Source organism: Bacillus halotolerans (assembly GCF_004006435.1).
In the GTDB taxonomy this organism is placed as follows: domain Bacteria; phylum Bacillota; class Bacilli; order Bacillales; family Bacillaceae; genus Bacillus; species Bacillus halotolerans.
Map to the genome: position 1 here is coordinate 3,567,109 of NZ_CP029364.1, position 13,818 is coordinate 3,580,926.

The window sequence follows — 13,818 nt, forward strand, 5'->3', positions numbered from 1 at the left end:
TTATGATCAATTTATCGAAAAAATATATGAATTTTTATATGAATTATAAACTAATTGTGTATTCAGAAGGAGGATTATTTTAATGAACTATCGAATTGAAAAAGATACTTTTGGAGAAATAAAGGTGCCTGCTGATAAGTTTTGGGGAGCGCAAACACAACGTAGTAAAGAGAACTTCAAGATAGGTTCTGAAAAAATGCCTATCCGTATTGTTAAAGCTTTTGCTATATTGAAGCGCAGTACAGCTATTGCTAATAATCGTCTAGGTAATTTGGATAGTGAAAAAACAAAGGTTATTACAGCAGTTTGTGATGAGATTCTTGAAGGCAAATATGATGACAATTTTCCACTCGTTGTTTGGCAGACGGGAAGCGGTACACAAAGCAATATGAATGTTAACGAAGTGATAGCAAACCTTGCAACAGCTTTATTAAAAGAAAAAGGCTCTATACAAACCATACATCCAAATGATGATGTCAACCGCAGTCAAAGTTCGAATGACACTTTCCCAACAGCGATGCATGTTGCAGGTGTATTAGCTATCTATGAACAATTAGTTCCTGCACTTGATCAACTTCGGAACACATTAGATGAAAAAGCAAAAAAATTCAATGACATTGTAAAAATAGGTCGTACACATCTTCAAGATGCTACACCTTTAACCCTTGGACAAGAAATTAGCGGTTGGGTATATATGATTGATCGTTCGAAAGAAATGATTTTGGAAGCAACTGAAAAAATGCGTGAGCTTGCTATCGGGGGTACGGCAGTAGGGACAGGCATTAATGCACATCCACAGTTTGGAAAAGTTGTCTCAGAGGAAATCTCGAAGTTTACAGGCCAACAGTTTAAAAGTTCACCGAATAAGTTCCATGCCTTAACCAGTCATGATGAAATAACGTATGTACATGGTGCAATGAAGGCATTAGCTGCTGACTTAATGAAAATTGCGAACGATGTTAGATGGCTTGCAAGCGGTCCTCGCTGTGGTATCGGGGAAATTTCAATCCCGGAAAATGAGCCTGGCAGCTCCATTATGCCCGGTAAAGTTAACCCTACTCAATGTGAAGCCCTTACCATGATTGCGGCTCAAATTATGGGGAATGACGCAACTATTGGATTTGCTTCAAGTCAAGGCAACTTTGAACTAAATGTATTTAAACCAGTTATTATCTATAACTTCCTTCAATCCGTGCAGTTACTGAGTGATGGAATAAAATCTTTCCATGATCATTGCGCGGTTGGTATTGAACCTAATAAGAAAACCATTAAAGAAAATCTTTCCGGATCTTTGATGCTTGTCACAGCATTGAATCCTTATATCGGATATGAAAAAGCTGCGAAAATTGCTAAGTTTGCTCATAAAGAAGGCTTAACGTTAAAAGAGGCTGCTGTGCAACTCGAATTATTAACGGAAGAGCAATTTGATGAAATGGTTAAGCCAGAAGATATGGTGAAACCAAACATTTAAATCTTTTAAGATAAAAACTAGTTACTAATCAGTAACTAGTTTCTCCTTATTCAAAAGGGGGGTGCACAGATTTTCCGTCACTGATTGATTAAATAAATGTTGGGTCAGCTTCCTGTAATATATGTTCAAACTAAAAAGCCAAGCCCATTTTCAATTGCATGTGATTGTATGTACGAAAGATTAATATTACGCAACATGAAAGTTGGAATGCAAAAGTGATATGTAAAATAATTGGACTGCCACTCTAAATAATCAGTCCAAGTTGCAGGCATTGTTTTTTTATCGCCTTCATGTCTATATATATGGCAAAATTCATGAGCGAAATCATACCATTGTTCAACTCGGCTTTTTCGGCTGTCTAAGCATGTATTATAAATTCCACTGTGTTTAAGCGCGAAGCTTGTAACAGGTTTAAAGCCTGATATCTAAAGCCTCGGCAATCCGTTCAAAATTAATTTGTTCAGGCTCTGTCATATCAATCTTCCTGTATAAGTTTTCAATCCATCCTCTAAATGACTGTTTGTATACCTCAAGATGAAAACCTCCTTAAAGACGACAATCTAAAAATTGGATTTATTAAATATTATAGGGGAAACTAAGACTTTTTTCACGGGAAAATGCATCTAAGATAAGTGTGGTGTTTATTGAAGAGCTGCTAAGTAATTAATGACAATAATTGATAATGAAAAGTGTTTAAACAGAATCTTAATAATCAATCTCCTATCTTAATTGTTGAAGACCAGAAGCACATCTTTATATACGCATTTAACAAAAGTACTTTTTCGAATAAAATCTATTACCTTGAATTGGATAAGGAAGGGAATTTATCCTTGAAACTCAGCATGAAATTCATATACAATACAGGGGTAGGGTATATAAACTTTAGTTTAGGTGGTGTTTGTTAATGAAAAATCCTGAAATTGAGTCTTTTATTAAGGATGTGGATCGAATTGTTCATGACGGCGGGACTGAAGAGGTTTTGACTGGTAAGATTGCGGAGAGGATGAGACATCTGTTACAGGCCGATAATATTCTCCCTTCACAGTATCGGCAACCGAACCCAAAATACGCTCTGTATCCGTTGTATATTGCTGACGATGAGAGTTTTTCTATCGCGGTTGCGGTTTGGGATGTTGGGCAATCCACTCCTGTCCATGATCATGGAACGTGGGGCGTAATTGGAGTAGTTCAAGGAACGGAACACGAAATACAGTATGCATCGCCTTCTAATAAGCATGAGGAACTGATAGCATGTAATGACCGTTATATTCTGCAAGGGGAGGTTGTCGTCTGTTGCTCCACTGACCAAGACCTTCACAAAGTGGAGTGTGCCTCCAATGATCCGTGTGTAGGAATTCATGTGTACGGCGGCAATATTGGAAAAATAGAGCGTCATATCTACGATACACATACGGGGAAAAAACGGGTAGCGGTTAGTCACTGGGTTCCTGTACCAGCTTCCCGACAGTAAGTCGCATCTTTACGCCTAATGACTGTATAAATCATTGAGTAAAGTTTATGTAGCTTACTTTTATTTAACAGATGTGCTTAAAATATAGTAAAGTGGAATAATGGATTAATTAAACTGCAATAATCAGAATATTCTAAAAAATAACTTGAAAAACATTTTAAATCGAATTACCTTATCTAAGAAAGGAGGATTAAAATATGAAAATAACTATTGAAGAATTACCTGAATCAAGGATTGCTTACTTCCGAAATGTTGGGGAGTATGGTGAAAAGCAAAACAAAGAATTAATGGAGAATTTTAAAAAGTGGGCAAAATCGAATGGTGTATTTGATCATTCTACAATTTTAGGCATACCACAAGATAACCCAGAGATTACTCCTAAAGAAGAATGTCGTTATGATGTTTGCGTTGTTATAAATAAAGATTTTAATGTGGAAAAACCAGCTCATGTTGGTGAATTTTCTGGTGGGAAATACGCTGTTTTCTTGCTTGACCATATAAAAGAGGCAGTCAGTGAATTTTGGGGCAGTATTTTTACTGAGATAGAAAGAAATAATCTATCAATAAGAGAACAACCAATTATAGAAAGATATACTTCACAAATGATTGATAATCATTTGTGTGAAATATTAGTTCCTATACAGTAACGAAGCAGGGATATTTCCTACCCTCTGTTTAAAGGATAAAAACATGAGAGGCCTACTATGTATTTCAGATCTAATTGCAATTGAATCACCACAAGAAAATAACACAGATATGATGTTTAAAGTTGAAGCAGTCGATCCACCTGAACGTTGTCCTGAATGTGGTTTTGACAAGTTGTACAAACACAGTTCAAGAAAGAAACCAATTATTGATTTGCCCATTCGTTTAAAGCGAGTGGGCTTACAATTGAACCGCAGACGATACAAGTGTCGTGAATCTGGGAACGCTTAATATCCATTGATGAAAAACGTAGATGACCAAAAGGCTTTTAAAATCCATCCAAGAGCAATCCATGTCTAAGACTTTTGTAGAGGTCGCAGAAAGCGTTGGCGTTGACGAGAAAACCGTATTTTTTTCATTTACAACCTTGCAAGGTTTTTAACAAGAAGCCCTCTTTTTCCAATTCGATACTTAGCAGTTTTTTTCACAACAAACGCTCTTTTTTATATATGAAAATGTAAAAGAAACATAAATGAAAATATAAATGAGAAAAACAACAAAAACCCTTGCCACGTAAGGGTTTGTAAGGGATTCAAAAATCACTTTATAAATGAGGATATGAATGAGAATCTAAATCTTATTAGTAAACAGAATTAAACATAATAAACAGAAATAAATAATAATAAACAAACTGCGTTTATTTATCTGATTTCCGTCTTTCTTTTAATTGCTCCGTTATAATCTCCAAAGCAGCCTGTAATATTTCATCAGTTATTTCTCCATTATAATCAATATGAACTTTATAAAGTGCAAAAAATACAATGTCATTTCGTGATATCTGGAAATTACGTTGATTTTAAACTTTTCGAGAAAAGCTTGCCGCACCTTGAAAAAGCCTTAGAGTTGTCCAAACAATTAGATCGCAATGAAAGGCTACTTAGCTCGGCTTACTACAATCTCGGAAAGAATTACGCAGATTTAGGAATAAATGATAAAGCAGATCATTTCTTAAATGAGGCTGCCAAGGTATCAGAAAGTGCTAAGTTGAGCAATTTACCACATTCCCTGTTTACATACGCTAAATTTTTTTTAAAGCAGGGGAAAACATGTGAAGCAATAAAAATGAGTAAAAAGGGTTTATCGGCTGCGATATCCCAAGGTGACAAACTTTTTGTGTCCCTGCAAAAGTACTTGGAAGCACTTTATATTAATGCAGTAGATCAAGCGGGAATCAAAAAAACGATTGATTACTTAGAAAGAAATAAGAATTATGCGTATGTGGAAGATATCGCAATTGATACGGCTGAAGTTTTTGCAAAATCAAAGGAGTTTGAAACATCCTATATTTATCATCAAAAAATGCTTGAAACGCAAAAACAAATTCAGAGGGGAGAATGCCTGTATGAATTTTAAAAAAGGCGTAATCATTATTCTTACTGCAGTTACTTTAAGCTTAGGTTTCGTTGCAACTTTTACTATAGAAGAAAGTGCAGCATATCATCAACTTTCTGACCGGAATCAAACATAAGAATTATTAAACCCTCTCAATTGAGGGTTTTTTCTTTATGTATTGGATTGGTTCAACATTGACAATTGAGTCAAAAGGAAAAGGGAGCCGTTAAAACTTTTCCTGCTTGTTCTGCGCATTTATAATTTAAGTTATTTCTTAACTGTTCGTTACTTGAAAGCAATGTTCTGATGATTATACTGGATAATAGAAATATGAACCATTCATAAATTACTTGGCAAAACCTAATGGAATCATATAATATATAAACTAAACTTTGCGATTAAGGTGTGAGAAATTTGTCTAAAAAGCATGAAATAATATCAGCTGCAAGAGAGATTATTTATTCTAAGGGATATCAAGCAACCTCTATAAATGATATTCTTATGGCTGCAGAGATTGGAAAAGGCCAATTTTATCATTACTTCTCTTCTAAATATGATTTAGGATTAGCAGTAGTGGAATCTATAGTCCATGAATGGCAAACAGAGTTAATATCAGATATTCTTCAGTCAGATAATACTCCAGTAAATAAGTTAAATATGATGCTGGACAGAACACTTACTTTTCATACTGAAGTGAAGAATAAATCAGGTTGTCCGATAGGAAACTTAGCCATTGAAATGAGTGAGCATGATGAAACGTTTCGTGTAAAAATTCAACATTTATTTGAATGTTGGATAGGGGCTATAGAGATTACAATAAATGAAATGGTTGAACAAGGCCTGTTAGATTCCTTTGATACAAAAAAAGATGCTCAAGCAATTGTAGCTATGATTGAAGGAGGAATTTTGCTAATGAAAAACCAACAAAACGTCAACTTTTTAAGTGACATTATAGAAGTAATTCGAAAACAATTTAATCTAGAATAGTCAACTGTTTTTTTTCTTGCAATATTGTCTTTCTTATGTTAAGCTCTTTTTGTACCGACTGGTAGGTACAATCCTGTACGAAGGAGAGATAAACAATGGCAAAATTAAATGGTGTTGATATGAGTATTATTGAAGGTTTAGTGGAGCAATACAAAAAAAATCCTGCTGAAGGTACTGGAAGTTGGTCATCTTCTGTAAAATGGGATAACGGTTTCCATGTGGAGGCAAAAGTAGGTGATCATGCTCCTATTCATGTTGATGAGCCAAAATGGTTAGCAGGTTCCAATAAGGGAGCAAACCCAGTGGAATATTTATTAAGCGCACTAGGTTCTTGCCTGTCAGTGGGGTTTATTGCAAATGCTAGTGGAAAGGGAATCAAGATAAACTCGTTAGAAGTAGAGGTTTCAGGACAACTAGATTTGAATGTCTTTTTAGGATTAAAGGAAGGAAATCCTGGTTTTGATGAAATCAATGCGCATTTTAATGTCGATAGTGATGCGGATGAACATCAGATTGAAGAACTTGTTGCACAGGCCATGAAACTTTCACCTGTAAAAAATACAATCCAAAGAAATGTTCATGTTCAGGCATCTTTAAGTCACAATAAGAAAAAAGAATAATTATAAGAGTATTTTTCGCAAGTTACTGTACCGAATAGTAGGTACAGTAACTTGCTTATAACTGACTGAAGGAGTACAACAGATATGTTTTATTCTAAAGAACATTTATGGGTAAAGGTTGACAACAATATTGTTACCTTAGGAATTACTGATTATGCTCAATCAACGCTTGGAGAAATTGTGTTCCTAGAACTCCCAGAAATGGGAACTTTAACAGTGAAAGATACTAGCTTTGGGAGTATTGAATCAGTTAAAACTACATCGGAGCTTTTTTCTCCGATTAACGGACAGATTATAGAAGTGAATACAGAATTAGAAGATAGTCCAGAATTTGTGAATGAATCACCTTATGATAAAGGGTGGTTACTGAAAGTAAAAGCTTCTAACACAGAGGAGATAAAAGAACTTCTAAATGCGGAGGAATACGATAATTACGTAAGTCAAATTTAAATAATTTAATTAAAGGAGTGTTCATATGAAAATTGAAGTTTGGTCTGATGTAGCATGTCCCTTTTGTTATATAGGTAAACAAAATTTAGAAAAAGCATTGAAACAATTCCCTTTTAGAGATGAAGTTAAAGTTGAATATAAAAGCTTTGAATTAGATCCTAGTGCGCCAGTATATAACGGGCAAAGTTATTATGAAAAATTACTCCATAAATTTGGGGATTCCGAACAAACAAAACAGTTCCTTGAAAACTTAACTCAAAGTGCAAAAAAGGTTGGATTAACATTTAATTTAGAAGGTTTGAAACCAACTAATACGTTTGATTCCCATCGCTTAACAAAATGGGCAAAAACAAAAGGAAAAGAAGCTGATATGTCGGAAACTCTGCTTTATGCACACTTTACTGATTCTAAGGATGTAGGTGATCATGAAACGCTTGCAGATTTAGCAGAAGCTTCTGGTTTAGATAGACAAGAGGCTCTGAAGGTCCTAAATGACAAGTCTCTTTATGCAGATGAGGTAAGATCAGATCAAATAGAAGCTAAGCGTTATGGTATCTCTGGAGTTCCCTTTTTAATTATAAATCAGAAATACGCCGTTTCTGGGGCACAACCAGCAGAGGCTTTCTTAGAGGCACTCAACAAGGTATGGGAAGAAGAAAATCCGTTACTGAAACTTAAGAATCTATCAGTGAATAGTGAGGATGACACACTTTGTACTGATGGAAGCTGCGGAATTCCTACAAGTAAAAAATAAGTGGGAGCAACAAAATTTCTCTTAGATGAGTTTGTTTTTAAACTCTAACTTCTCTTCTAAAACTGATCTGATCTCTTTAGTAATGGCAATTTTAAGTTTAATCCTATTAAAGACTAGTATTAGGAGGGAGAGAACTAATGGTAGAAACAGTTGAATTAACATCTTTAGATTCAATAGATAACTTTATCCATCAAAATAAATTTAGTTTTTTGTATATTTCAAGGCCGGATTGTGGAGTATGCCATGCAGTCTTGCCTCAACTCAGAGAATTACTTGATAAATTTCCACATATCAAATTAGGGTATATCAATGCTTACAACGTAGAGGAGATAGCCTCAAGGTTTTCAATTCTTACGGTTCCTGCACTCCTTTTATTCATTGAAGGAACTGAATATTTGAGAGAAGCACGCTTTGTTCATTTTGAACAATTAGAAAAAAGACTAGAAAGAGTAAGTAAAATATATACAACATGATGTTTTAACAATGTTAAAAAAGTATGGCAACCAAAAACTAGAGGAGTGTTTCATATGTCTAATGTGAATGTAAAACTGAATGCTGTTTGGAAAGGAGGAGTAGAAGGAAACGGCATCATCAAATCTCAATATATTGATACACCCATTGCTATAGGAACAGAGTATGGAGGTAATGGGGAAGGAGCATCGCCTAAAGAAATCCTTGTGTCATCAGTACAAGCTTGTTATGTAGCAACATTAGTGTCGATGGTTGAATCAAGAAAACTGCCAGTAGTGAGTATTGAGGTTGATTCTGAGATGGTTGCTTCTGACAGTAGTTTTGATATTATCCATTATCCTCGTGTTGTTTTATCTGCTGATGCAACAGAAAAAGAAGTACAGTCAATGGAAAGAGTGAGTGAAGCAGCTGATAGAGCATGTATAGTAGGTAACATGGTCAAAAAAGCAGGCGTAGAAATAGAAGTCAAAGGTAAAGTGTCTACTCTTTAATCGATTCAATTAATTATTAAAAAAGCTTTTTACAACTTAGGAGGGAAAACAAAATGACTATAATCAAAGTAACAGATGGTAATTTAGAAAAGAACTTAAATACAGATAAAGTGGTTTTACTAAACTTCTCAAACATCTTGGTGTGGACCATGCCGGGTTTTTGCTGAGACATTAGAGGAGTTTGACAAAGAGTTTGGTGATAAAGTACAAGTTGTTAAAGTTGATGTGGATGAGAATCCGGAGCTTGCTGCAGAATTTGGTGTAATGAGTATCCCTAATACACGCTTCTATTCTAATAATAAATTCGAAAAACCTTTTGCTGGTATTGTTGGTATTGCGCAATTAAAAGAAGAAGTTTCAAAAATTAAGTCCCTTTAATCAAATGTGCATTAATGTATTCTTTTAAAGGAGGGAGATCATATTGGAGGAAATGGAAATTTATGATGTCATCATAGTTGGGGCAGGTCCCGCGGGAATGACAGCAGCAGTTTACACTTCACGTGCTAATTTGAACACATTGCTTATTGAACGTGGAATACCTGGTGGACAAATGGCTAATACGCAGGATGTAGAGAATTATCCTGGTTTTGATCATATTTTAGGTCCAGACCTCTCTAATAAAATGTTTGAGCACGCCAAAAAGTTTGGTGCTTTGTATGAATATGGAGATATAAAAGAAATTATAGATGAAGGCCGTTTAAAAAAAGTAGTAACTACAAAGAAAGAATTTTATGCAAAATCTGTTATCATCGCTACTGGGGCAGACCATAAAAAGCTTGGAGTTCCAGGGGAGAATGAGCTTGGTGGTCTAGGAGTTTCATATTGTGCCGTGTGTGATGGAGCCTTCTTTAAAGGACGTGAACTTGTTGTTGTGGGTGGAGGAGACTCAGCTGTAGAAGAAGCTGTGTATCTTACACGTTTCGCTTCAAAAGTCACCATTATTCACCGTCGAGATCAGTTGCGTGCGCAAAAAATACTCCAAGAAAGAGCATATAGCAATGAAAAGATTGAATTCATTTGGAATAAAGAAGTTACAAGTATAAATGCAGGAAATGGAACAGTGAATACAGTAACGTTAAAAGATACAAAAACAGGGGAACAATCTCAATTCCCTGCAAATGGTGTATTTATTTACGTGGGGACACTTCCATTAAATGGTGCATTCAAAAATTTAGACATAACTAATGAAGAAGGTTATGTAGTGACGGATGAAGCAATGGCTACAAAGATTCCTGGTATTTATGCAGCTGGAGATATCCGTGATAAAACCCTGCGTCAAATTGTCACAGCAACGGGTGATGGATCAATAGCAGCTCAAAGCGCCCAACATTATATTGAAAACCTCGGGAATTCATAAGAAACAACATTGATCTATTTTGGTAATTTATCATCACACCTAATTGTACCGAATAGTAGGTACAATTAGGTGTGAAATAAAAAAGTTAGAGGGGAAAATTATGAATCAGAACGATAGTTTATACAAAAAATCACATTTTAACCGTTTAGGTGAATTTAGTACACTTTCACCTGAAAGCTTTAAAACATTTGTAGCTTTTGACAGAAAAGCGTTATCTGAAGGAAAGTTAACAGCTAAATTAAAGGAATTAATTGCAGTTGCTGTTGCTCATACGACTGGATGTCCCCATTGTATTGATTTTCATGTTAAACAAGTTAAAAAACATAGAGCTTCCAGGGAGGAAATGGCTGAATCAATTATGGTAGCAACAGCATTGAAAGCAGGGTCTGCTCTTGCTCATGGTGTTAATGCTTTAAACGCTTATGATGGAACAGCTGATGATGAATTATTTAGAGCTCCTTATATCAACCGACTAAAAGAGTTTTCTCAGTTAAATGGAGATGCCTTTAAAGCGTTTATGACATTTGACCAACAAGCGATGAAGGCGGGATTACTTAGTGTGAAGGAAAAAGAGTTGATTGCTATAGCAGTGGCGCATACAACAGGGTGCCCTTACTGTATTGATATCCACACTAAAGCAGCCAAAAAAGCGAAAGCAACGAGAGAAGAAGTTGCTGAATCAATTATGGTAGCAACTGCCTTAAAAGCCGGATCTGCTCTTTCTCATGGAGTTAATGCATTAGTTGCTTATGATGAATAATCTTATGGAGGGTTATGTACTGTTGGCAGCTGTGTCATCCCCCCTTAAAATCATAATAACTTTTATTAGATAACGAGAGTAGAAAGAGATAATCCCTATAAAAAACAAAATGAAGGAGATATAAAAATGACAAAAATTAATGGAGTCGATACAAAAGTTATTGAAAACTTAGTAGAAAATTATAAGAAAAATCCTGAGGAAGGAATGGCAGGATGGTCTTCTTCGGTAAAATGGAAAGATGGATTTTACGCTGAAGCGCAAGTAGGTGATCACAAACCCGTTCTGATTGATGAGCCAGATTGGTTATCAGGATCTAACAAGGGTCCAAATCCAGTTGAACTTTTATTAAGTGGATTGGGTGGTTGTTTATCAATTGGATTTATTGCAACAGCTAGTTTAATGGGGATTAAGGTAAATTCACTAGAAGTTAACGCTTCAGGACAATTAGATTTAAATGTCTTTTTGGGCTTAAAAGAAGGGAATCCAGGTTTTAACGAAATTGATGTTCAATTCACAATAGATAGTGATGCAGACGATAAACAACTTGAAGAATTAGTTTCAAAAGCAATGGAAATTTCGCCTGTGAAAAATTCATTAGAAAGAAATGTTCAAGTAAATTCAACTTTTAAACGTAATAAGTAAAAAGCGTTATGACAGGGTCGATCTTATTTATTTTGTATAACTAATTTTTTAAAAAAACGTAGATATACGATCATATTACATGCGTAATGTCTACGTTCTCATACGTTGCAGGTAGAATTGGAAATCCGAGAGGAGGAAAAACCCCCATTATGTCTGATGTGAACAGTATTAATAGATGGAAGGCTCTATTTTTGATTGCATTGGCTGAACTATTTGCCCTCAGTTTATGGTTTAGCGCTTCAGCCGTTCTTCCCCAATTAAAACATCAATGGGGAATGAGTGCAACAGAAGGGTCATGGATGACCACATCCGTACAGGTTGGGTTCATTATTGGAGCCATTTGTTTTGCTTTTCTAGGGTTGGCAGACCGTTATAACCCAAGAAAAATATTTGCTATTGCCTGTATATTCGGAGCTGTCATCAATAGTTTATTTACTTTAAGCACTGGAATGGTAGTGGGATTAAGTTTACGTTTTTTAACAGGAATTACTATGGCAGGTGTTTATCCTACTGCCGTGAAACTACTCTCTACTTGGTTTCAAGATAGACGAGGATTTGGTATTGGAATCCTAATTGCAGCTCTGACATTAGGTTCTTCATTGCCGCATCTTTTTAATTTATTTATTCCGAATGTCAGCTGGAAGATATTAATGCTGGTCAGCTCTTTATTAGCATTGGTCGCAGCTGGTATTATGCATTGGGGTCTTCCGGATGCTCCGGAGTCTAAAAAAGAAGTAGCTACTGTATCGATGAATACACTCAAATATATCTTAAAAGATCGACCTGTAATGTTGGCTAACTATGGATATTTTGGTCATATGTGGGAGTTATATGCTATGTGGACATGGCTTCCATATTTCTTAACAGCCAGCTTTAAAGCATCCTTAGAGGGGACAGCTTTACAAGAGACCAGTACACTGTTCGCATTTTTAACAATTGGAATTTCGGGGGCTATAGGTTCGATAATAGGTGGATTATATGCTGATAAAATTGGAAAAGCACGACTTTCTATGATTGCCATGATTGTTAGTGCTCTATCTTCTTTATGTATCGGACTCACCTTTGGTCTTTCTATATGGATTACCGTTATCGTAGCAATCATTTGGGGGATATCAGTTGTTGCAGATTCGGCACAATTTTCAGCAATGGTTGCAGATTTCGCAAAATCAGAATGTGCAGGAACTGCCTTGACATTTCAAATGGCTATAGGTTTTCTTATTACGGTCCTTTCTATTTATTTGATTCCGGTCTTTGAAGATATCGTAGGGTGGAAATGGGCATTCTCCATCCTTGCGATCGGTCCTGTTATAGGAGTTTGGGCAATGATTTCTCTTATCCATTATAAACATTAAACGATGTACTCATTTTGTTTTTTAACACAGTAATGGCATGTGTTTTTCGTTTTTAAGAGAACTTGACGGATCCATTTTTACCTGTTTAATCTTTGTTCTTTAATTAAAGCAATCCTTTAGTTGAATAGTAAACAGCTTTATTTTTAACACCATTCTTGTTATTATCCCACTGCATAAGTGCGGAAGTTCCATAGAATTATGGAGCTTAAGGCCAAACCAACTGTTGGACTAACAGTACAGCATCAGGCTTAATCTTAAAAACATGATTTTCCGGATTTCCCTAACGTTACTGATTATTGCATAAGTGTATGGTGATTCTTTATGCAAAATGTAACAAATCCAACAAAGCCGAGAAAAGTAGTTTGGGTAAAGGAGGGTGAATGATTGGTGGACAAGAAGTTACTTACGAAAGCTGGTTATAATGCGTTGAAGAAAGAATTACTTTTTTTAAAGAAAAAAAGATGGAAAGAAGTTAGTGAAAAAGTTCAAGAGAGCAGAAATTTTTGTGATTTTAATAAAGATCCTGAGTATCAAATTTCAGTAGATGAATTTGCTGCACTTAAAAAGAAAATAAATGATTTGGAATACATTATAAAGCAAGCAAAAATAATTAAAAATGCAAATATACGAGAAGTAGGGATCGGATCCATTGTCACTGTTAAAGAAATGACAGGAAAATATGAAATGCATCTTAAACTTGTTAGTCCCGCAGAATCACATTTATCTGAAAACTATATATCCGATGAGTCTCCAATCGGAAAAAGTCTAATTGGTCACAAATTAAATGATGATGTAATAGTCAAGACCCCTTCTGGAATGATGCATTTATTAATCACTGAAATACAGTGATTTTTTTCTTAAGCTACTCTGTTGTACTCTATTTTAAATAAGGTAGATAATTGATGATTGGTAGTAACAATTGTGCTTTGTGAATGAAAATGGTGAATATTATAAA

Annotated in this window: 15 protein-coding genes and 5 pseudogenes; 18 read left to right on the top strand and 2 right to left on the bottom strand. The window is 35.3% G+C overall.

The annotated features are described in order from the left end of the window. Positions 1 to 82: 82 nt before the first annotated feature. On the top strand, positions 83 to 1,471 hold the full coding sequence (gene fumC / locus DIC78_RS18305; RefSeq protein WP_127696727.1) for a class II fumarate hydratase: 1,389 nt from the start codon (positions 83 to 85) through the stop codon (positions 1,469 to 1,471). A 24-nt stretch (positions 1,472 to 1,495) separates the two neighbouring features. Here the strand turns inward: fumC and DIC78_RS18310 are convergent. Beyond that, positions 1,496 to 2,004 (bottom strand): annotated as a pseudogene (locus DIC78_RS18310) (ImmA/IrrE family metallo-endopeptidase). A 371-nt stretch (positions 2,005 to 2,375) separates the two neighbouring features. On the opposite strand from DIC78_RS18310, the gene DIC78_RS18315 reads away from it, so the two are divergent. The 3 genes and pseudogenes from DIC78_RS18315 to DIC78_RS18325 form a co-directional block, all read left to right on the top strand. Continuing rightward, positions 2,376 to 2,942 (top strand): cysteine dioxygenase family protein, encoded by a 567-nt coding sequence (locus DIC78_RS18315; RefSeq protein ID WP_127696728.1) that lies wholly within the window; start codon positions 2,376 to 2,378, stop codon positions 2,940 to 2,942. 197 nt (positions 2,943 to 3,139) lie between these two features. Further along, a complete protein-coding gene (locus DIC78_RS18320) occupies positions 3,140 to 3,589 on the top strand; it encodes an AraC family transcriptional regulator (RefSeq protein ID WP_127696729.1) in 450 nt (149 codons plus the stop codon). A gap of 43 nt (positions 3,590 to 3,632) precedes the next feature. Further along, positions 3,633 to 3,996: pseudogene (locus DIC78_RS18325) on the top strand (transposase family protein); the annotation flags it as partial. A gap of 288 nt (positions 3,997 to 4,284) precedes the next feature. Here DIC78_RS18325 and DIC78_RS18330 read toward each other — a convergent pair. Continuing rightward, a pseudogene (locus DIC78_RS18330) lies at positions 4,285 to 4,371 on the bottom strand (transcriptional regulator); the annotation flags it as partial. Here DIC78_RS18330 and DIC78_RS18335 point away from each other — a divergent pair. From DIC78_RS18335 to DIC78_RS18395, 14 genes and pseudogenes are all read left to right on the top strand, one after another. Continuing rightward, positions 4,371 to 5,000 (top strand): annotated as a pseudogene (locus tag DIC78_RS18335) (aspartate phosphatase); the annotation flags it as partial. The pseudogenes DIC78_RS18330 and DIC78_RS18335 overlap by 1 nt on opposite strands. Further along, on the top strand, positions 4,990 to 5,115 hold the full coding sequence (locus DIC78_RS22020) for a hypothetical protein (RefSeq protein WP_262927560.1): 126 nt from the start codon (positions 4,990 to 4,992) through the stop codon (positions 5,113 to 5,115). The pseudogene DIC78_RS18335 and the gene DIC78_RS22020, both read left to right, overlap by 11 nt. Positions 5,116 to 5,393: 278 nt before the next feature. Further along, the gene (locus DIC78_RS18340) at positions 5,394 to 5,966 is read left to right on the top strand and encodes a TetR/AcrR family transcriptional regulator (RefSeq protein WP_164848146.1); all 573 of its coding nucleotides are present in this window, start codon (positions 5,394 to 5,396) and stop codon (positions 5,964 to 5,966) included. Positions 5,967 to 6,061: 95 nt separating this feature from the next. Further along, positions 6,062 to 6,586, top strand: coding sequence for an OsmC family protein (locus tag DIC78_RS18345; RefSeq protein WP_127696731.1), 525 nt, complete (start codon positions 6,062 to 6,064; stop codon positions 6,584 to 6,586). Positions 6,587 to 6,670: 84 nt separating this feature from the next. Continuing rightward, complete coding sequence (gene gcvH, locus DIC78_RS18350; protein WP_127696732.1) at positions 6,671 to 7,036, top strand: glycine cleavage system protein GcvH; 366 nt, start codon at positions 6,671 to 6,673, stop codon at positions 7,034 to 7,036. A 25-nt stretch (positions 7,037 to 7,061) separates the two neighbouring features. Further along, positions 7,062 to 7,790 (top strand): DsbA family oxidoreductase, encoded by a 729-nt coding sequence (locus DIC78_RS18355; protein ID WP_127696733.1) that lies wholly within the window; start codon positions 7,062 to 7,064, stop codon positions 7,788 to 7,790. 137 nt (positions 7,791 to 7,927) lie between these two features. Continuing rightward, on the top strand, positions 7,928 to 8,263 hold the full coding sequence (locus DIC78_RS18360; RefSeq protein ID WP_127696734.1) for a thioredoxin family protein: 336 nt from the start codon (positions 7,928 to 7,930) through the stop codon (positions 8,261 to 8,263). 54 nt (positions 8,264 to 8,317) lie between these two features. Then, positions 8,318 to 8,752, top strand: a complete 435-nt coding sequence (locus tag DIC78_RS18365; protein WP_127696735.1) for an OsmC family protein — start codon at positions 8,318 to 8,320, stop codon at positions 8,750 to 8,752. Positions 8,753 to 8,947: 195 nt separating this feature from the next. Next, positions 8,948 to 9,130, top strand: a pseudogene (locus DIC78_RS21915) (thioredoxin domain-containing protein); the annotation flags it as partial. 43 nt (positions 9,131 to 9,173) lie between these two features. Next, complete coding sequence (trxB, locus tag DIC78_RS18375; protein WP_127696736.1) at positions 9,174 to 10,109, top strand: thioredoxin-disulfide reductase; 936 nt, start codon at positions 9,174 to 9,176, stop codon at positions 10,107 to 10,109. 100 nt (positions 10,110 to 10,209) lie between these two features. Then, positions 10,210 to 10,869 (top strand): carboxymuconolactone decarboxylase family protein, encoded by a 660-nt coding sequence (locus DIC78_RS18380; RefSeq protein WP_127696737.1) that lies wholly within the window; start codon positions 10,210 to 10,212, stop codon positions 10,867 to 10,869. Positions 10,870 to 10,995: 126 nt separating this feature from the next. Beyond that, positions 10,996 to 11,511, top strand: a complete 516-nt coding sequence (locus tag DIC78_RS18385; protein WP_010788739.1) for an OsmC family protein — start codon at positions 10,996 to 10,998, stop codon at positions 11,509 to 11,511. Between the two features lie 149 nt (positions 11,512 to 11,660). Next, positions 11,661 to 12,863 carry an MFS transporter gene (locus tag DIC78_RS18390; RefSeq protein ID WP_127696738.1) on the top strand — a complete coding sequence of 401 codons (1,203 nt, stop codon included), beginning with the start codon at positions 11,661 to 11,663 and terminating at the stop codon, positions 12,861 to 12,863. Positions 12,864 to 13,250: 387 nt separating this feature from the next. Beyond that, a complete protein-coding gene (locus DIC78_RS18395) occupies positions 13,251 to 13,712 on the top strand; it encodes a GreA/GreB family elongation factor (RefSeq protein ID WP_223203937.1) in 462 nt (153 codons plus the stop codon). Positions 13,713 to 13,818 lie beyond the last annotated feature (106 nt).